This window comes from Sphingomonas larreae, assembly GCF_051400595.1.
Classification (GTDB): Bacteria; Pseudomonadota; Alphaproteobacteria; order Sphingomonadales; family Sphingomonadaceae; genus Sphingomonas.
This window is the reverse complement of sequence record NZ_JBLFFI010000007.1, coordinates 41,769-59,900: the sequence shown is the minus strand read 5'-3', so window position 1 is coordinate 59,900 and position 18,132 is coordinate 41,769. Positions and strand designations below refer to the sequence as shown.

The window sequence follows — 18,132 nt, the reverse complement described above, 5'->3', positions numbered from 1 at the left end:
GGTCAGCGCCGGTCGAAGGCCGCGAGTTCGTACGCAATCGACGCCTCGACCAGTTGATCCCACAACGCCGTGATCGCGTCACCCGGAAGCCCATGCGCCTCCGCCGCGGCGCGCGCCTGTGCGATCACCTGCGCCTTGCGCGCCTCGTCGCGGACGTGTCCGCGCTCCGGCTTGATGCGCGCGGCGGCGTCCATATAGTCGAAGCGCCGGCGCAGCAGCGCCACCAGCTCGCGGTCGAGCGCGTCGACGCCGGCGCGCACCTCCGCCATGGTACGACAATCGGGGCCGGGAAGGGTCTCGCTCATGCCGCGCTGCCTGCCCGCGCGCGCGCCGGCTGTCCAGCATCGGTTGGCGCCCCGGCAGGTCAGGCCACGGGCGGCAGCGTCGCTGTCCCCGATCTTGACTCGCCGGCCCTGCCCCGCTACCCGCGCCGCTTCGCAATCGCCCCCGCACCCCGGTGAAGCGGCGGGCCTGCGCGCATCCACCTACATGGATCACGCAGCGCGATGACCGGGACCAACGTTGTTCGTTATTGCTAGGAATATCTGATGTCGAAGCGCAGCAGCGCCAAGTACAAGCTCGACCGTCGTCTCGGCGAGAACATCTGGGGCCGGCCCAAGAGCCCGGTCAACAAGCGCGAGTACGGCCCGGGCCAGCACGGCCAGCGCCGCAAGGGCAAGATGTCGGACTTCGGCATCCAGCTGCGCGCCAAGCAGAAGCTCAAGGGCTATTACGGCGACGTCACCGAGAAGCAGTTCCGCCACGCCTATGAGGAGGCGTCGCGCATGAAGGGCGACACCTCGCAGAACCTCATCGGCCTGCTCGAGCGTCGCCTCGACGCGATCGTGTACCGCGCCAAGTTCGCGCCGACGATCTGGGCGGCGCGCCAGCTGGTCAGCCACGGCCACGTCCGCGTCAACGGCGTGAAGTGCAACATCGCGTCGCGCCGCTGCAATGTCGGCGACGAGATCACGCTCGGCACCAAGGCGCAGGAGATGGCGCTGGTGCTCGAGGCGCAGCAGCTCGCCGAGCGCGAAGTGCCCGAGTATGTCGCGACGGACGGCGCCGCCAAGGTGTCGTTCATCCGCGTGCCGACGCTGGACGAGGTGCCCTATCCGGTGAAGATGGAGCCGAACCTGGTCGTCGAGTTCTACTCGCGCTGATCCATCGCGCCCGCCACGGCGGGCCGGTTCGAGACGAGAAAGGGCGGTGCCGGGTGGCGCCGCCCTTTCTTCGTTGCGGCACTGTCGCGGCGACCGAGGCAAGCGCCACGTGGACAGCACCGACCCGGCTTGGCAGAAGGCGCCGCATCCTCCCGCGGAGTCCTTCATGCGCCTGCGTACTGCCCTGCCCTCCCTGCTCGCGCTCGCCGCCGGCACCGTCGCCACCGCGCAGACCGCCCCGGTCGCGCCGATCGCCGAACAGACGCTTAAGGACGTCACGAAGGAACTGTCGTCCGACGCCTATGAGGGTCGCGCGCCGGGCAGCGCCGGTGAGGAGAAGACCGTCGCCTACCTGGCGAAGCGGTTCGCCGCGGCGGGACTGAAGCCCGGCAACAAGGGCAGCTGGTTCCAGGACGTGCCGCTGGTCGAGCTGACCGCGCGCAACGTCTCGCCGCTGGTGTTCAAGGGCGCCGGCGCGCCGCTCAGCCTCGCTTATGGCACGCAGATGGTGGTCGGCAGTCACCGCATCGCACCGCGCGCGGAGGTGAAGGACAGCCCCGTGGTCTTCGTGGGTTACGGCATCAACGCGCCCGAGAAGGGCTGGAACGATTATGCCGGGGTCGATGTCCGCGGCAAGACCGTGGTGATCCTCATCAACGATCCCGACTGGCGCTCGCCCGAGGTCGGCGGCACGTTCAATGGCCGCGCCATGACCTATTACGGCCGCTGGACCTACAAGTTCGAGGAAGCCGCGCGCCAGGGTGCCGCGGCGGCGCTCATCGTCCATCAGACCGAGCCGGCGGCCTATGGCTGGAACGTCGTGCAGTCGAGCTGGACCGGCGCGCAGCAGGTCGCGGATGCCGCCAATTTCCATGCCGACCAGAGCGCCGTAATCGGCTGGATCCAATATGACCAGGCCAAGGCGCTGTTCGCGCGCGAGAAGCTCGACTTCGACGCGCTCGCCGTGGCGGCGGCGCGCAAGAGCTTTCGCGCGGTGCCGCTCAAGGGCGCCACTGCCTCGGTCGCGTTCGACGAGACGGTGCGCAAGCACATGTCGCGCAACGTCGTCGGCGTGCTGCCGGGCAAGTCGCACCCGGACGATTACGTTCTCTACAGCGCGCACTGGGATCACCTCGGCCGTTGCGAGGCGGCACCCGACGGCGACGACATCTGCAACGGCGCGATCGACAACGCGAGCGGCACCGCCGCGCTGGTCGCGCTGGCGGAAGCCAACGCCAAGGCCGGTGCCGCCGCGCGCAGCCAGCTGTTCCTTGCGGTGACCGGCGAGGAATCGGGGCTGCTCGGCTCCGAATACTATGCCGCCAACCCGATCTACCCGCTCGCGCGCACGGTCGGTGGCGTCAACATGGACGCGCTGTCGCTCGCCGGACCGGCGAAGAACGTCGTGGTGGTCGGCAAGGGCAAGTCCGAGCTCGACGCCTATCTCGCCGCGGCGCTCAAGGCGCAGGGCCGCTACGCCTCGGACGAGCCCACGCCGGAGAAGGGCTTCTATTATCGTTCCGACCATTTCAGCTTCGCCAAGCGCGGCGTGCCGATGATCTATTTCGACGCGGGCGACGACCTGGTCGCGGGCGGCAAGGCCGCGGGCGCCGCGGCGGCCAAGGACTATGAAGAGCACCGCTATCACGGCCCCAAGGACGAATATGATTCCAAGTGGGACTGGTCTGGAACCGTGCGCGACGTGCAGCTCTATTATTCGATCGGACGGGCGCTGGCGGAGGGCGACACCTGGCCCAATTGGGTCGCGGGCGACGAGTTCCGGGCGCTGCGCGATCGCAGCCGTGCCACCGTCCGCTAAGCAGGAGTGACGATCGTGCCCCGTACCCCGCTGCCCGAATGGGCGCCGCACCAGGCGGTGTGGATCGGCTTTCCGAGCCATCCCGAGCTCTGGCAGGATGATCTGGACCAGGCGCGCGACGAGGTCGTCACCTTCGCGCGCGCGGTGCATGCCGATGGTCGTGGCGAGCGCGTGCTGCTCGTCGCCGCCGATGCCGAGGCGGCCACGGCGGCGCGCGTGCTCGCGCCCTTCGCCGAGGTGATCGTCGAGCCGTTCGGCGACATCTGGCTGCGCGACACCGCTCCGATCGTCGATGGCGACGGCCGCGCGCGCGACTTCGAGTTCAACGGCTGGGGCGGCAAATACGACCTCCCCGGCGACGACGACATCGGCGCGCGGCTGGGTCGGCGGCAGGGCATGGTGGTGCTGCCGGGCGACTGGGTGCTCGAGGGCGGCGCGATCGACGGTGACGGCACCGGGCTGGTCGTCACCACCGAGCAATGCCTGCTCAACCCCAATCGCAACGCGGCGCTGACGCAGGACGCGATCGAGCGGCGGCTGGCGCGCGATCTGGGCTATACCCGCGTGCTGTGGCTCGGCGACGGTTTGCTCAACGACCACACCGACGGCCACGTCGACAATCTTGCGCGGTTCGTCGGCCCCAACCGGCTGGCGCTGCCCGTCGGCGCGGAGAATGATCCCAACTGGCGCGTCTACCAGGATGCCGCGGCGCGCGCGCGCGCTGCCGGTGTCGAGGTGGTCGAGGTTCCGTCGCCCGGGCGGGTCCTCCGCGACGAGGAGGTCGTCCCGGCGAGCTATATGAACTTCTATATCGGCAATGCCACCGTGGTGGTGCCGATCTACGGCACGCCGCAGGACGAGGCGGGCGTCGCCGCCATAGGCGCGCTGTTCCCCGACCGCGACGTGGTGGGGCTGCGCGCCGACGCGATCCTGACCGGCGGGGGCAGCTTCCACTGTATCTCGCAGCAAATCCCGGTTTGAGGCGGCAGTAGCGAGAGAGCCACCGCGCTGGCGTCGGGGTGTAAGGAGGTGAACCACCGCGCTGCCTTTGGCGCCGCCTCCCACCCGGCCTGCGATGGCGGTCTCCGCCTCCCTCTTCCTCAGCCGTGATCCCGGACTTGTTCCGGGAACCACGGTTCCGTTCGAGCTGCGGGCTGCGCATGTGCGGCGGGCTGAATCCCGAAACAAGTGCGGGATGACGGCGGCGGCTTGAGGAACGCGACGGCTTACCAGAGACCGCGTGACGAACGCCGCGCCGCGGCCTAGCCTCCCCCCACAACAACAGGGGGCAACATGCTGAGAACACTCGCCGTCACGCTCGCACTCGCGCTCGCCGCCGGGGCCGGGGCGCAACAGCCGCCGTCGGCCGCACCCGCCACCGCGCCCGCGCTGATCTACGTCCATGCCGGTCAGTTGCTCGATCGCCCCGGCGAGCGTTCGCGCGGGCCGAGCACCGTGATCGTCCGCGACGGCGTGATCGCCGAGGTGCGCGACGGGCTCGTCCCGCCGCCGGCGGGCGCCCGGCTGATCGATCTGTCGCAGCGCTTCGTCCTGCCCGGTCTGATCGACATGCACGTCCATCTCTGGGGCATCGGCGGCGACCCGCTGCGAGAGCGGCTCACCCGACTCAGCACCGACTCGGCCGACGATCTGATGACCGCCGTGGTCAACGCGCGCCGCACGCTGCACGCCGGCTTCACCACGGTACGCGATCTCGGCGGCGACCCGCGCGGAATCCGCGCGCTGCGTGACGCGGTGGAGCGCGGCGACGTCGCGGGACCGACGATCGTCAACGCCGGTTCGATGATCTCGGTTACGGGCGGTCACGGCGACAGCGGCAACGGACTCGCCGAGGAATGGGCCGACGCCGTCCACGCCCATCAGATTAACGTTTGTGACGGACCTGACGACTGCCGCCGCGCGGTGCGCGCGCAGGTCGGACTGGGCGCGCAGGTGATCAAGTTCGCCGCGACCGGCGGGGTGCTCTCGAACGTCGCGGGCGGGCTGGGCCGCGCAATGACGCCGGAGGAGATGCGCGCGATCGTCGAGACCGCACATGCTCTGGGGCGCAAGGCCACCGCGCACAGCCATGCTGCCGAGGGCACCAAGGCGGCGCTGGAGGCGGGGGTCGATTCGGTCGAGCATGCCAGCTACCTCGACGACGAGACGATCCGGTTGTTCAAGACCAAGGGCGCCTATCTCGTGCCGACGGAGATCGCGCCGCTCGCCGCGCTCGCGCAGGCCCGCGCCGGTGCGCTGCCGCCCGCCACCATCCCCAAGGCCGAGGCGGCCGCGGCGGCGCTTCACGCCAACCACAAGAAGGCGTGGGCCGCCGGCGTCAAATACGCGTTCGGCACCGACAGCGGCGTTTCGCGCCATGGCGACAACGCGACCGAGTTCGCGCATCTGGTCGATCTCGGCATGGCGCCGGCACAGGCGATCCGCAGCGCCACCGTCGCGGCGGCAGACCTGCTCGGGCGCGACGACCTGGGCGTGATCGCGCCGGGCAAGCGCGCCGACCTGATCGCGGTCACCGGCTCGCCGCTCGACGACGTGCGTCGGCTCGAGGCGGTCGACTTCGTGATGCATCACGGCCTGGTGGCGAAGGGCGGATGAGCGGAGCGGTGCGCTCTCCTCTCCGCTCGCTTCGAGTAGCCGTTCAGCTCGTCGAGACGGCGTATCGAGAAGGTGCTGCGAGCGGCGCGCTCTCGATACGCGCTCTCGACCGGATCGATCGCTACTCGAGCCGAACGGAAGGGAGGGTGCCGGCGGCTGGCGAGGCGGATGCCCTCACCACCTGCGTCCTCACCGCCACACTTGAGCCGACGCGCGCGCGCGGATAGACGCGCCCCCTCACCCGATCAGGGTCGAACCTCGCCGTCCGCCGCAGTGCGATTCGCCTGCGCCGCGGGCGGCGTCATCTTTTCGAGGAATACAGCGACATGGCGGAAGAGCGGGGCGAGGGCATGGGCGGCGGCGCAGTCGCGGCGGACGAGCTGCGGCTGCTGATCGAGCGGGCCGAGCGGCTCGAGGAAGAGAAGAAGGGCATCGCCGATGACATCAAGGACGTCTTCGCCGAGGCGAAGAGCCGCGGTTATGACGCCAAGGCGATCCGCCAGATCATGAAGATCCGCAAGCAGAAGCGCGAGGAATATCAGGAGGAGCAGTCGATCCTCGAAGTCTATATGCAAGCGCTCGGGATGCTCTGATCGCCGCGATGGGTCAGCATCGTGGTCGTGTTAACGGCTTCTTCGCGCGGTCAGTGGCATAGCCGCCGCCTGGTTCAGCGATGGGGAATGCGACGACGGTGCTCGCGGCGCTACAATCTGGGTTCCGACCGCGCGAGGAGCGGGTCAAGGTCCTGATCCCGTCGCGGATGCGGCTTGGGACGAAGTGGGTCGACGTCGTCATCCACAACGTCTCGTCACGCGGACTGATGGCCGGCTGCGACGAGCCGCCGGCGTCGGGCAGCTATGTCGAGATCCGACGCGGCACGATCGTGATCGTCGGTCGCGTGCAATGGTGCAAGGGCCGCTTCTTCGGCGTCAAGTCGCAGGACCGGCTCTCGGTGAAGGCGCTGGTGGACGAGCCGCGGCTCGCCAGCCGTCCGCAGCAGAAGAGCGAGCCTGAGGCGGGCGAGCGTCGCGCCGAGCGCCGTCTCGCTCACGAGGCACAGATGGCGCGCAAGGTCGAGCGCTCCCGCGCCTTCGCCTCGGCGTTCCAGTTCATTGTCATGGCGCTGGTCGGGGTCACGCTCGCGGTGATCGCGGCGCAGGGCGTTTATGGCGTGCTGTCGCGCCCCGCGGAAGCGATCGGCGCCGCGCTCGAGGGGAAGTAAGGGTCACACCCGTCACGGGCGTGCTTCTGCGCACGCAGGAACCCGGAGGCACGTACGGTGCCGACTGAAACGCCGGGGCCCTGCCAGCGCAGGAACACCGTCGTCCCGGATCGCCCTTTGCGCGTGAGGACAGCCGCCCTCACGCCGGCGTGATCGGTGGTGCCACCATTTCGGCGTGGATCTCGGCGAGCAGGTCCTTGCGGCTAAGCTTGCCGATCATGGTCTTGGGCAGCGTCGCCCGGACGATCACCTGTTCGACGCGCTCATGCTTGCCAAGCTGCGGGTTGAGCCAATCGCGCAACGCCGCGCCGTCGATCGCCGCCTCCGCCTCGTTCAGCGTGACATAGGCATAGGGTACCTCGCCGCGATAGGTATCCGCACGGCCAATCACCAGCGCCTCGCGCACTGCCGGATGGTGGTACAGGATCGCCTCGATCTGGCTCGGAAACACCTTGAACCCACCGACCGCGATCATGTCCTTGAGCCGGTCGACGATGGCGATGAACCCGTCCGCGTCGATCGTGCCGACGTCGCCGGTACGCAGCCAGCGCCGCCCCTGCCGGTCGATCGCGAACGTGGTGCTGTCCGCGTCCGGACGGTTCCAATAACCAGCCATCACCTGCGGCCCGAGCGCGACGATCTCGCCAGGCTCGCCCACAGGCGCATCCCGCGTCGGATCCTCCTTGTCGACCAGCCGGATGCGTGTGGCGGGCAAGGGCTGACCGATCGTGCCGGGCTTCTGCGGCGGATCGTACGGGTTGGTGGTGAGCACGCCGGTGCTCTCCGACAGGCCATAGCCCTCCACCAGCGTCGACCCGGTCGCCGCCTCCCAGCGCGCCTTGAGCTCGGCGTTGAGCGGGGCGCCGCCCGAGATGCAGATGCGCAGGCTGGACATGTCGGTCCGGGCAAGCGCCGGATGGTCCAGCAGCGCCTGATACATGGTCGGCACGCCCGGCAGCGAGGTGGGACGCGTCCGCGCGATCGCGGCCAGCGCCTGCGCCGCATCGAAACGCGGCAGCAGCACCATTTCACCGCCAGTCACGATCGTGCGGTTCATCACGCAGGTGTTGGCGAAGACGTGGAACAGCGGCAGCACGCCGAGAATGCGGTCGGTCTGCTCCGGGTGCGGGTCGAGACAGGCGACCTGGCGCGCATTGGCGGCGACATTGGCGTGGGTCAGCATCGCGCCCTTGGGCACGCCGGTGGTGCCGCCGGTATATTGGATCAGCGCGACGTCGTGCTCGGGCGCGATCGCCGCAGGGGGCAGCGCGCCGTCATTGGCGATCAGCTGCGAGAAGGCGAGCACGCGCGGGTCGGCGGGACGCGGCGCCACCTCGCGACGCTTGAGGAGACGGTATGCGACCGATTTGGCGGGCGGCAGGACGCCCGCGACCGATCCGACCACCAGTCGCTCGAGCCCGCTCTTCTCGAGCACCGCGAGCGCGTTGGGCAGCAGTGCGGTGGCAGACAGCGTGAACAGCAGCCGCGTGCCCGAGTCCTCGACCTGGTGGCACAGCTCGTCGACGGTGTAGAGCGGCGAGAAATTGACGACGGTGGCGCCGAGCCGCAGCGCGCCATGGTAGGCGGCGAGGTAATGCGGCGTGTTGGGCAGGAACAGCCCGATCCGGTCGCCTTTGCCATAGCCGAGCGAGGCCAGTCCGGTCGCGACACGGCGCGCGCCGTCGGCAAGCTCGTCGTAAGTATAGTGGCGTCCGAGGAAGTCGATCGCACGGCGAGCGCCGTGCTGCCGTACCGAATCCTCGAACAGGTCGATCATCGACCCCGGGGCGAAGCCGGTGTCCCAGGGCACCGGGTGGCGATAGGCGTCGCGCCAGGCGTGCTCGTCCGTCATTGACATGGCTGTAAGCAACCACGTCGTCAGCGACAAGCGTCAGCGTACCAGAAGTTCACCCAGCCGCATCGCGACCGCTGCGACCGAGCGCAACATGGGCGCGGCGACGGCGCTGACGACGGGCGCGTGCGCGCCATCGGTGCTGATGGTCACGCTGCCGATCAGCGGAGTCTCGCGCTGGGCCATCGCCAGCAGCAGGAGCGCGAGAGCGCCGATCACAACGCGACGGCGGCCAAGGTCGGGCGGCATTGACATGGTGACACTCCGTGCTGTGGCGCGACTGTAACCATTCGGCTGACGGCACGATAGCGGGGGTGTAAGGAAGTGCCGTGAGTTCCCCTCACGCTTCGCTGACGGCGTGATCCCGTCACGCCGCCGCGGCGGCGGCCCAGCGCGCGCGGTCGCGGCCGGCGGTCTTGGCGGCGTAGAGCGCATCGTCGGCGCGACGATACAGCCGCTTCCACTCCGCCTCGGTCGCGATCGTGCCGCGCTCGCTGCCGAGCGACGCGGTCACGGCGAGGTCGAACGGCATCCGCGCCGCGCGCACCGCGGCAAGGATCTGATCGGGCAGGTCGTCCGACGCGGCGCGCGCGAGCACCGCGAACTCCTCGCCGCCGATGCGCGCCACCAGCGCATCGGCCGGCGCGACGGCGAGGAGCGCACGCGCGAAGGTGCGCAGCACATCGTCGCCACCATCATGACCAAGCGTATCGTTGATCTGCTTGAAGTGATCGATGTCGATCAACACCAGCAGCTGTGGTTCGCTACGGCCGATCGCTTCGCGCAGGAAGCTGCGCCGGTTCATCAGCCCGGTCAGCGGGTCGCTGTCGGCGAGCAGCCGCGCCAGCACCTCCTGCTCGCGCGCGGCGTCGCGCTCCTCCACCACCAGCTTGATCCGCCACGCGATCACCAGCGCGCTGCACGACGCCTCCAGCGCCATCGCGAGCAGCGTGGAATTGTCGATGAAGAAGGTCCAGGGCACCAGACCCGCCGCCTGCGCGATGCGCAGCCCCGCAAAGACGAACGGCGTGCCCCAGGCCAGCATGAACACGCGCGCGTGCGGCGTGTCGGCGCGCCAGCCGCGCCACAGCAACGGCAGCGCCAGCGCCGCCACAGCGGCGAAGCTGATGGTCAGCGCGGCGTCGAGCCGGCGCGCCGCCCAAGGCATCAGCGTGCAATAGAGTGTCGCGCTCACCAGCACCGCGCCAACCGACAGGGTGGCGGCGCGCCCGACCCAGCCGGCGAACACGCGCGGGTCGAAGAAGCGGCGCGCGAACGTGATCGCGCAGCTGAGCGCGAGCGACAGCAGCGCGGTATTGAGGCGCAAGCGCAGATTATTGTCCATGCCGGTCAGCTGGCCGAGCAGCCCCGAGGAGCTGACGCCATATACCAGCAGGCACAGCACCATGGCGCAATACGGCGGGTGGAAGCGCTGGCGCAGCGCGGCGCCGAGCGCGAGATTGGACATCAGCAGCGCGACGCACAGCCCCGCGAACGCGGCATAGAAGGCTGCCATCGCCACCTCTATCCGCGTCGACTGCGCCGGCGTGGCGACACGGGGATCGATGACGATTCCGCGGGTCACCGGCGCGCCGCGGACGTGCCACAGCAGCGCGGCGGGCGGCGCCGCGTGCGCGGGCAACGCCAGCTCGAACACCGCGCCGAGCTTAAGTCGCTGCCAGGCGGTGGCGCTGGTGAAGCCGGTCGAGCGGATCGCGCCATCGGCGTAGCGAACGTGGAGCGTCGCGGCGTCCTGCCACACGCTCGCGGAGCGGATCAGCGAGTCGGCCGCCATCGCGGGCAGGCGCGGGGCGAGCACCCAGTAATCACCCGCGCCTGCGCCGCGCTGGTTACTGGTGCAGTCGAAGCCGCGCGGGTCGGCGAGCACGGCGTCGGCGCGCTCGTCGGGCAGCGCACGGCGGAAGCAGGTGGCGAGCGGGGTTCCCGCCAACGCGGCGGCGGGCGGCGTCAGCGCGACCAGTGCGGCGAGCGTCGCCAGCGCGCACGCGATCCAGCGAATGACCTTCCCCCCGTCCATAACGATCGACCTAACAACCTTAACCCGAAGGGAAGGTTAACGGCATGATCATATGTTACGTAGCGCGGGGATCGCGAGAGCGCATCACTGCCACGTCTGCGAAGGCGCGCTCGCTTCGCTCATTCCTTCAAGCCTCATGCCGCCCCACAAAGCTTGCCTGAGATAACGCAAATTCCCCGGCGGAGGCGGGGCCAGCTGGGAAGCGGTAGTGAGATTCACGACCGTCATCCATCTGGCCCCCGGCGTCCGCCGAGGAACGACATGACCTCGGAGAAGAGGCGTCCGCCTGCGAGTCGGCGGGGAGCACTTGCCCCCCGCCCCTCCCCTCAGTTTGCTTCGACCGGTGCGGCCTTGCCGCCCTTCTTCTTGCCCGGCTTCTTCGGCGCGGCGGGCTCGATCGCGAAGGATAGCGCGCCCTCCTTCAGTTTCACCGTCACCTCGCCGCCGTGCACCAGCTTGCCGAACAGCAGCTCCTCGGCGAGCGGCTGCTTGATCTTCTCCTGGATCAGACGGCCCATCGGACGCGCCCCGTACAGCTTGTCATAGCCCTTGTCGGTGAGCCACTTCTTGGCCTCGTCGTCGAGCTTGATGTGGACGTCGCGGTCGGCCAGCTGGAGCTCCAGCTGGAGGATGAACTTGTCCACCACGCGCGCCACCACCTCGGGCGGAAGATAGCCGAAGGGCACGATCGCATCGAGCCGGTTGCGGAACTCGGGCGTGAACATCTTCTGCACCGCCTGCTCGTCCTCGCCCTCGCGGGTGAGGTTGCCGAAGCCGACCGTCTCGCGCGCCATGTCCGCCGCGCCCGCGTTGGTGGTCATGATCAGGATGACGTTGCGGAAGTCGACGGTCTTGCCGTGCTGGTCGGTGAGCCGCCCGTTGTCCATCACCTGCAACAGGATGTTGAACAGGTCGGGATGCGCCTTCTCGATCTCATCGAGCAGCAGCACGCAATGCGGGTTCTGGTCGACCGCGTCGGTCAGCAGCCCGCCCTGGTCGAAGCCGACATAGCCCGGGGGCGCACCGATCAGCCGGCTGACCGAGTGGCGCTCCATATATTCGCTCATGTCGAAGCGCTGGAGCGGGATGCCCAGGATGGTCGAGAGCTGCTTGGCCACCTCGGTCTTGCCGACGCCGGTCGGGCCGGTGAAGAGATAATTGCCGATCGGCTTCTCCGGCTCGCGCAACCCCGCGCGCGCCAGCTTGATCGCCGACGACAGTTTCTCGATCGCGGCGTTCTGGCCGAACACCACGCGCTTGAGATCGGTCTCGAGCGTCTCGAGCTGCTTCTTGTCGTCGGTCGACACGCTCTTCGGCGGGATCCGCGCCATCGTCGCGATCACGGCCTCGATCTCCTTGGCGGTGATCGTCTTCTTGCGCTTCGACGGCGGCACCAGCATCTGCATCGCGCCGACCTCGTCGATCACGTCGATCGCCTTGTCGGGCAGCTTGCGATCGTTGATGTAGCGCGCGCTGAGCTCCACTGCCGACTTGATCGCGTCGGGCGTGTACTTGACCGAGTGATGGTCCTCGAACGCCGAGCGCAGACCTGCGAGGATCTTGATCGTGTCCTCGATCGAGGGCTCGTTGACGTCGATCTTCTGGAAGCGACGCAGCAGCGCGCGGTCCTTCTCGAAGTGGTTGCGGAACTCCTTGTAGGTGGTCGAGCCGATGCAGCGGATCGTGCCGCCCGACAGCGCCGGCTTGAGCAGGTTGGACGCGTCCATCGCGCCGCCGCTGGTCGCGCCCGCGCCGATCACGGTATGGATCTCGTCGATGAAGAGCACCGCGTGCGGCAGCTTCTCGAGCTCGTTGACGACCGCCTTGAGCCGCTCTTCGAAGTCGCCGCGATAGCGCGTGCCCGCGAGCAACGCGCCCATGTCGAGCGAGTAGATCACCGCGGGCTTTAGCACCTCGGGCACGTCGCCCTCGACGATCTTGCGCGCCAGCCCTTCCGCGATCGCGGTCTTGCCCACGCCGGGATCGCCGACATAGAGCGGGTTGTTCTTCGAGCGCCGGCACAGGATCTGCACGGTGCGGTCCACCTCCGCCATGCGGCCGATCAGCGGATCGACCTTGCCGGTCTTCGCCTTTTCGTTGAGGTCGACGGTGAATTGCTTGAGCGCGCTCTCGCCCTTCTTGCCCGACGTGTCCGCCTTCTCCTTCTTCTCCTCCTCGGCCGCGCCCTTCACGCTGGTCGCCTCGGGGGTGGCGGCGCCCTTGCCGACGCCATGGCTGATGTAGCTGACCGCGTCGAGCCGGCTCATGTCCTGCTGCTGCAGGAAATAGACCGCATAGCTCTCGCGCTCGGAGAAGAGCGCGACCAGCACGTTGGCGCCGGTCACCTCGTCGCGGCCGGACGACTGGACGTGCAGGATGGCGCGCTGGACGACCCGCTGGAAACCCGAGGTGGGCGACGGATCGGTCGCGGCGTCGACGCGCAGCGCGCCAAGCTCGGTGTCGAGATAATGCGCGACCGTGGTCTTGAGTTCGCCGAGGTCGACGCCGCACGCGGACATCACCTGGCTGGCGTGCTCGTCGTCGATCAGCGCCAGAAGCAAATGCTCCAGCGTGGCATATTCGTGGCGGCGCGAGGAAGCGGCCTCGAGCGCCTTGTGCAGCGTGGTCTCGAGAGCGCTGGCGAATGAGGGCATCAGATTACTCCTAGCAGGCCGCGTGAGGACACGCGGCCCATCGTCACGAATGTCGTGATTGAGTGGCCCCGCATCAAGCGCTGGCCTCCGCACCGGGAGCGATCGTTCGCCAGCCCAGTGCGCCAGCGTTCATCGTTTGAATAGCGCGTCCGCGCTTGCACGATGGTTAACGGCCCCATCTATTTTGCGCCGGATCCGTGCGATCTCGCCCTCCAGCGCGGCGGCGCGCGCCTCCAGCTCGGCGACGGAGAGCCGGTCGAGGTCCTCGCGCAGCAGCGCGGCGAGCGGATCGTCGCGCTGCGGGCCGAGGATGTCGTCTAGGTCCATGGCCTGATCGTCCTCTCGCCGCGACGCCGAGTCAAGCCGTGGCGAACCCGCGCGGCGGCGCGCGCGTTGACGCCCTCGCCGCGCCGGCCATAAGGCGGGAAGACGCCAGAATGAAAGGGTTGCCCGAGCGATGACCGACCTGCCCGAGGTGATGCTGGCGATCGATCCCGCGGAGTCCGGCGGCCCGGAAATACTGGTGCCCGTTGAGCGCGCGGTGCCGCGACCGGGCGCGGGCGAACTGCTGGTGCGAGTCGCCGCGGCGGGGGTCAACCGCCCCGATGTGATGCAGCGCCAGGGCAAGTATCCGCCGCCCCCTGGCGCGCCCAGCGTGCTCGGGCTGGAACTGGCGGGCGAGGTGGTGGCGCTCGGCGACGGGGCCGAGCCCGCGCTGCTGGGACAGCCGGTCTGCGCGCTGGTCGCCGGCGGCGGCTATGCCGAATTTGCGCTGGTGCCCGCGGGTCAGGTGCTGCCCGTGCCCGAGGCGCTCACGCTCGTCGAGGCGGCGGCGCTGCCCGAGACGCTCTACACGGTGTGGACCAATTTGTTCGAGCGCGCCTTCGCAATGGAGGGCGACACCGTGCTGGTGCACGGCGGCACCAGCGGCATCGGCACGATGGCGATCACGCTGGCCAACCTGTTCGGACTGGAGATCATCGTCACCGTCGGCTCGGACGAGAAGGCTGCGGCGGCGACGCGGCTCGGCGCCGACCATGCGATCAACTACCGCACCGAGGACTTCGTCGAGCGCGTCCGCAACATCACCGAGGGGCGCGGCTGCGCGGCGGTGCTCGACATGGTCGGCGGCGACTATGTCCCGCGCAACCTCCAATGCCTCGCCGAGGACGGCCGCCACGTCTCGATCGCGGTGCAGCGCGGCGCGAGCGCGACGGTACCGCTGTTCGAGATCATGCGACGGCGGCTGACGCTCACCGGCTCGACGCTGCGCGCGCGCGACGCCGGCTTCAAGGCGCTGGTCACCGACGAGATCGCGCGCACGGTGTGGCCCTTCGCTGTGGCGGGCAAGCTAAAGCCGGTGCTGGACCGTACGTTCCCGCTGGCGCAGGCGGCCGAGGCGCACCGGCGGATGGAAAGCGGCGACCATATCGGCAAGATCGTGCTGACGATGGAGTGAGCGGGTGCGAGGGGAGCGCGACCTCGCCGCCCCCGCCCGGCGTCATCCTGAACTCGTTTCAGGATCCACGTCGCCGCATACTCAGCGGCCGATGCGCCTGCGGCCCGGTGGATCCTGAGACAAGCTCAGGATGACGTCGGTGAGGAGGAGCGGACTCCCGCGCCCAGATCCCTCAATCCTCCGCGATCAGGCTGGTCTTTCCCGTGTCGCGCATGCGCAGGTACACCAGCAGCGACACGCCGATCATCACCGTGACGTACCAGTAGAAGCCCTGCTCCCAGCCGTGCTGCTTGAAGCTCAGCGCGACATATTCCGCCGTCCCGCCGAAGATCGTGTTCGCCAGCGCATAGGGCAGCGCCACGCCCAGCGCGCGGATGTGCGCGGGGAACAGCTCCGCCTTCACCACCGCGTTGATCGAGGTATAGCCCGTCACGATCACCAGCGCCGCCATCACCAGCAGCCCCGCGACGGTGACGTCGCGCGTCTGCTCCAGCGCGGAGAAGATCGGGTAGGTGAACAGCACCCCGGCCACGCCGAACGCGACCATCAGCGGCTTGCGCCCGATGCGGTCGGACAGCCCGCCGGCGAGCGGCTGGAGCAGCATGAACGCGAACAACGTCACCGCGTTGATCTGCGTCGCGACCTGCTTGGAGAAGCCCGAGGTGTTGACCAGGAACTTCTGCATGTAGATCGAGTAAGCGTAAAAGGCGAGCGTGCCTCCCGCGGTGAGCAGCATCACCAGCGCGGTCTCGCGCGGGTGGCGGCGCAGCAGCGTGCCGAAGCCCGATTTGGGCGCGTCGCTCGCCTTGGCCTTCTCGAAGCTCTGCGTCTCCGCCAGTCCGCGGCGCAGCCAGAACACCACCAGCGCCAGCACCGCACCGATCGCGAAGGGGATCCGCCAGCCCCAGCTGGTCAAGGCCGCTTCGCTCATCAGCGATTGCAGCACGACCAGCAACAGGATCGCGAGCAGCTGCCCCGAGATCAGCGTGACATACTGGAACGACGAGAAGAAGCCGCGCCGCTCCTTGCCCGCCATTTCGGACAGATAGGTCGCGCTGGCGCCATATTCGCCGCCGACCGACAATCCTTGCATCAGTCGCGCGAGCACCAGCAGCGCGGGCGCGCCATAGCCGATCGTCTCGATGCCGGGGGAGCAGGCGATGATCAGCGATCCGGTGCACATCAGCGTCACCGACAGCGTCAGCCCTGCCTTGCGCCCGCGGCGGTCGGCGTAGATGCCCATGATCCACGCGCCGATCGGCCGCATCACGAAGCCTACCGCGAACACCGCCGCCGCGCTCAGCAGCTGCGCGGTCGGATCGTCCTTGGGGAAGAAGTGGCCGACGAAATAGAGCGTGAAGGCGGAATAGACGTACCAGTCGAACCATTCGACGAGGTTGCCGGTCGAGCCGCCGATGATCGACTTCAGTCGACCGGCGACGGGCTGGCCCTCAGGGGCGGCGGTCGGCGCGGTGGCCATGGCGTCTCTCCTCAACGGATGGGGTGTCAATGCGCTATCGGCGGGTAAGACATCAATCCTCCCCGGCACGGGGAGGGGGACCAGCCAAAAAGGCTGGTGGCGGGGAGCCTCCGCAGATGCTGCGCGGCGTGAAGCCCCCCCCTCCACCCGCCTTCGGCGAGCGGTCCCCCTTCCCGCCAACGGGGAGGATCGGTCAGGTTGCCATTCATCAAAACCGCAGGCTCAGCCACGCCGCGAGAAAGTCGGAATTGTGATACCCCGCGCGCGTCAGCGCGTCCTTGGCGATCAGATGCTCGTAGCGTCCGGTCAGGCTCACGCGCGGCGTCACCGACCAGATCGCCTGGAGCCGGATCAGATCGGCGATCCGCCGACCCGCCACCGCCTCCGTGCCCGCGAAGGCGGCGCCGGAGGCGCGGTACACCGCATCGCGCTCGGTGGCGCGCCACGCCATCGTATATTCGCCCGTCACGCGCAGCGGCTTGAACGGGGTGACGGTCACGTTGGGCGAGACCGACAGCAGGTTGGTCGGAGTTAGGAACAGCTGGTAGCTGTAATAGATGTTGTTGCCGTACAGGCCGCTGGCGGTGCGCAGCGTGCCCTCGCCATAGGCACCGCCGCCGCTGGCATAATCCATGTGGACGCCGACCCGCGGCGCGGTGGCGGCGGTGCCGAGGCGATACGTCTGCGCGACGAACGCCTGCCACGCGCTGATCGGCCGACCGTCGAAGGTGCCGCCCTGATGGTCGAGCGTCCAGTCGAGCGTCACCGGCCCGGCGTCGCCGTACAGATGGAGCCCGTAGAACATCCGCTCCTCGCGCGCGACGGTGCCGTTCCAGCTCGCCGCACGGTTGCGCAGCCGCCACACGAAAGGATCGAAGAACAGCTTGGAGCCGCCGAGAAAGGTGTTGGGGACGGCGTAGCCGAGCGTGACGCCGGTGAAGCGTCGTCCCGCGTCGGTGCGATCGTCGCTCAATCCCTGCTGACCATAAGCGACGTAGCGCAGGTCGAACAGGTCGGCGCGCACGCGCTTGCCGCGGGCGTAGCCGCGCACGCCGTCGAGCACGAAATGGAGCGTCGGATCGTCGCGCACCGACGTGAGCAGGTTGGGACCGTCCGAGAACTCCTGCCGTCCCGCGCGCACCCCCACGTTGGCGCCCGCGATCGTGCCATAGACTTCGCCGAACCCCTGTGAGAGCGTCAGCGCGTTGCGCAGATTGCCCGCTGGCGTGCCGATGTTCTCGCCGTCGACGCGCGCCTTGGCCAGCTCGCCGAACACGCGGACATGCTCGCCGAGGTGGAGATCGGCGCCCGCGAGCACGCGCAGCCGCTCCTGCCGCGAGGCCGCACGATCGCGCAGATCGGGGTTGGTGGTGGCCTGGACGCGATAGCGCAGCTCGCCCGACAGCGTGAGATAGACCGACCCGTCCCCGGTCAGTGGCAGGAACTTGAGCCGGTCCAGCGCATCGTCGCGCCGCGCCGGGTCCGCCATCCCGCGCCAGTCCTCGACCCAGCGCGACACGTTATACTTACCCTGGGCGGTGCCCTCGCCCATCCCGGCGGCGGGATATTCGCTCGCGATCGGCGCCGCGGGTGCGGCGTTGGCGCCGCGTGCCTGCGCCATCGCCGGCGTCGCCGCGAGCAGCGCGGGGGCAAGACAGATGCCGGACATCAATGAAGTGCGTAACATGACCTCTCCAGGGGCTGCGGCTCGTCCGACGTGGCGGCGGCCGTCGCTCTCCGGCCAATGATACGACACGTCGGCGGCGAGGCCGAAAACACGTGTATCGTAGGAAAACCGCCGATCTCGCGGGACATCGGCGCGGGTTTCC

Annotated in this window: 15 protein-coding genes; 7 read left to right on the top strand and 8 right to left on the bottom strand. The window is 68.9% G+C overall.

Features of this window, described 5'->3' with window-relative positions; all coding sequences use genetic code 11:
- Positions 1-2 precede the first annotated feature (2 nt).
- Positions 3-305 carry a chorismate mutase gene (locus ACMGDM_RS18355; protein ID WP_436805575.1) on the bottom strand — a complete coding sequence of 101 codons (303 nt, stop codon included), beginning with the start codon at positions 303-305 and terminating at the stop codon, positions 3-5.
- A gap of 243 nt (positions 306-548) precedes the next feature.
- On the opposite strand from ACMGDM_RS18355, the gene rpsD reads away from it, so the two are divergent.
- From rpsD to ACMGDM_RS18325, 6 genes are all read left to right on the top strand, one after another.
- Positions 549-1,163 (top strand): 30S ribosomal protein S4, encoded by a 615-nt coding sequence (gene rpsD, locus ACMGDM_RS18350; protein WP_436805574.1) that lies wholly within the window; start codon positions 549-551, stop codon positions 1,161-1,163.
- Positions 1,164-1,329: 166 nt separating this feature from the next.
- Complete coding sequence (locus tag ACMGDM_RS18345; RefSeq protein WP_436805573.1) at positions 1,330-2,982, top strand: M28 family peptidase; 1,653 nt, start codon at positions 1,330-1,332, stop codon at positions 2,980-2,982.
- 15 nt (positions 2,983-2,997) lie between these two features.
- Positions 2,998-3,963 carry an agmatine deiminase family protein gene (locus ACMGDM_RS18340; protein ID WP_436805572.1) on the top strand — a complete coding sequence of 322 codons (966 nt, stop codon included), beginning with the start codon at positions 2,998-3,000 and terminating at the stop codon, positions 3,961-3,963.
- Positions 3,964-4,275: 312 nt separating this feature from the next.
- Entirely contained in the window at positions 4,276-5,598 is a 1,323-nt protein-coding gene (locus tag ACMGDM_RS18335) for a metal-dependent hydrolase family protein (RefSeq protein WP_436805571.1), read from the top strand.
- 326 nt (positions 5,599-5,924) lie between these two features.
- Positions 5,925-6,191 carry a DUF2312 domain-containing protein gene (locus ACMGDM_RS18330; protein ID WP_132909494.1) on the top strand — a complete coding sequence of 89 codons (267 nt, stop codon included), beginning with the start codon at positions 5,925-5,927 and terminating at the stop codon, positions 6,189-6,191.
- Between the two features lie 80 nt (positions 6,192-6,271).
- Positions 6,272-6,820 carry a PilZ domain-containing protein gene (locus tag ACMGDM_RS18325; RefSeq protein WP_436805570.1) on the top strand — a complete coding sequence of 183 codons (549 nt, stop codon included), beginning with the start codon at positions 6,272-6,274 and terminating at the stop codon, positions 6,818-6,820.
- A 139-nt stretch (positions 6,821-6,959) separates the two neighbouring features.
- Here ACMGDM_RS18325 and ACMGDM_RS18320 read toward each other — a convergent pair whose 3' ends face one another.
- The 5 genes from ACMGDM_RS18320 to ACMGDM_RS18300 form a co-directional block, all read right to left on the bottom strand.
- The gene (locus tag ACMGDM_RS18320; RefSeq protein WP_436805569.1) at positions 6,960-8,672 is read right to left on the bottom strand and encodes an AMP-binding protein; all 1,713 of its coding nucleotides are present in this window, start codon (positions 8,670-8,672) and stop codon (positions 6,960-6,962) included.
- A gap of 39 nt (positions 8,673-8,711) precedes the next feature.
- Entirely contained in the window at positions 8,712-8,927 is a 216-nt protein-coding gene (locus tag ACMGDM_RS18315) for a hypothetical protein (protein WP_436805568.1), read from the bottom strand.
- Between the two features lie 112 nt (positions 8,928-9,039).
- Entirely contained in the window at positions 9,040-10,710 is a 1,671-nt protein-coding gene (locus ACMGDM_RS18310; RefSeq protein ID WP_436805567.1) for a GGDEF domain-containing protein, read from the bottom strand.
- A 326-nt stretch (positions 10,711-11,036) separates the two neighbouring features.
- A complete protein-coding gene (gene clpA / locus ACMGDM_RS18305) occupies positions 11,037-13,364 on the bottom strand; it encodes an ATP-dependent Clp protease ATP-binding subunit ClpA (RefSeq protein WP_436805566.1) in 2,328 nt (775 codons plus the stop codon).
- Between the two features lie 129 nt (positions 13,365-13,493).
- Positions 13,494-13,691 carry a DUF1192 family protein gene (locus tag ACMGDM_RS18300; RefSeq protein ID WP_183944976.1) on the bottom strand — a complete coding sequence of 66 codons (198 nt, stop codon included), beginning with the start codon at positions 13,689-13,691 and terminating at the stop codon, positions 13,494-13,496.
- Positions 13,692-13,821: 130 nt separating this feature from the next.
- On the opposite strand from ACMGDM_RS18300, the gene ACMGDM_RS18295 reads away from it, so the two are divergent.
- A complete protein-coding gene (locus tag ACMGDM_RS18295; protein ID WP_436805565.1) occupies positions 13,822-14,823 on the top strand; it encodes an NAD(P)H-quinone oxidoreductase in 1,002 nt (333 codons plus the stop codon).
- 172 nt (positions 14,824-14,995) lie between these two features.
- Here ACMGDM_RS18295 and ACMGDM_RS18290 read toward each other — a convergent pair whose 3' ends face one another.
- Positions 14,996-16,303 carry an MFS transporter gene (locus ACMGDM_RS18290; protein ID WP_436805564.1) on the bottom strand — a complete coding sequence of 436 codons (1,308 nt, stop codon included), beginning with the start codon at positions 16,301-16,303 and terminating at the stop codon, positions 14,996-14,998.
- 208 nt (positions 16,304-16,511) lie between these two features.
- A complete protein-coding gene (locus tag ACMGDM_RS18285) occupies positions 16,512-17,972 on the bottom strand; it encodes an alginate export family protein (RefSeq protein WP_436805563.1) in 1,461 nt (486 codons plus the stop codon).
- Between the last annotated feature and the right edge of the window lie 160 nt (positions 17,973-18,132).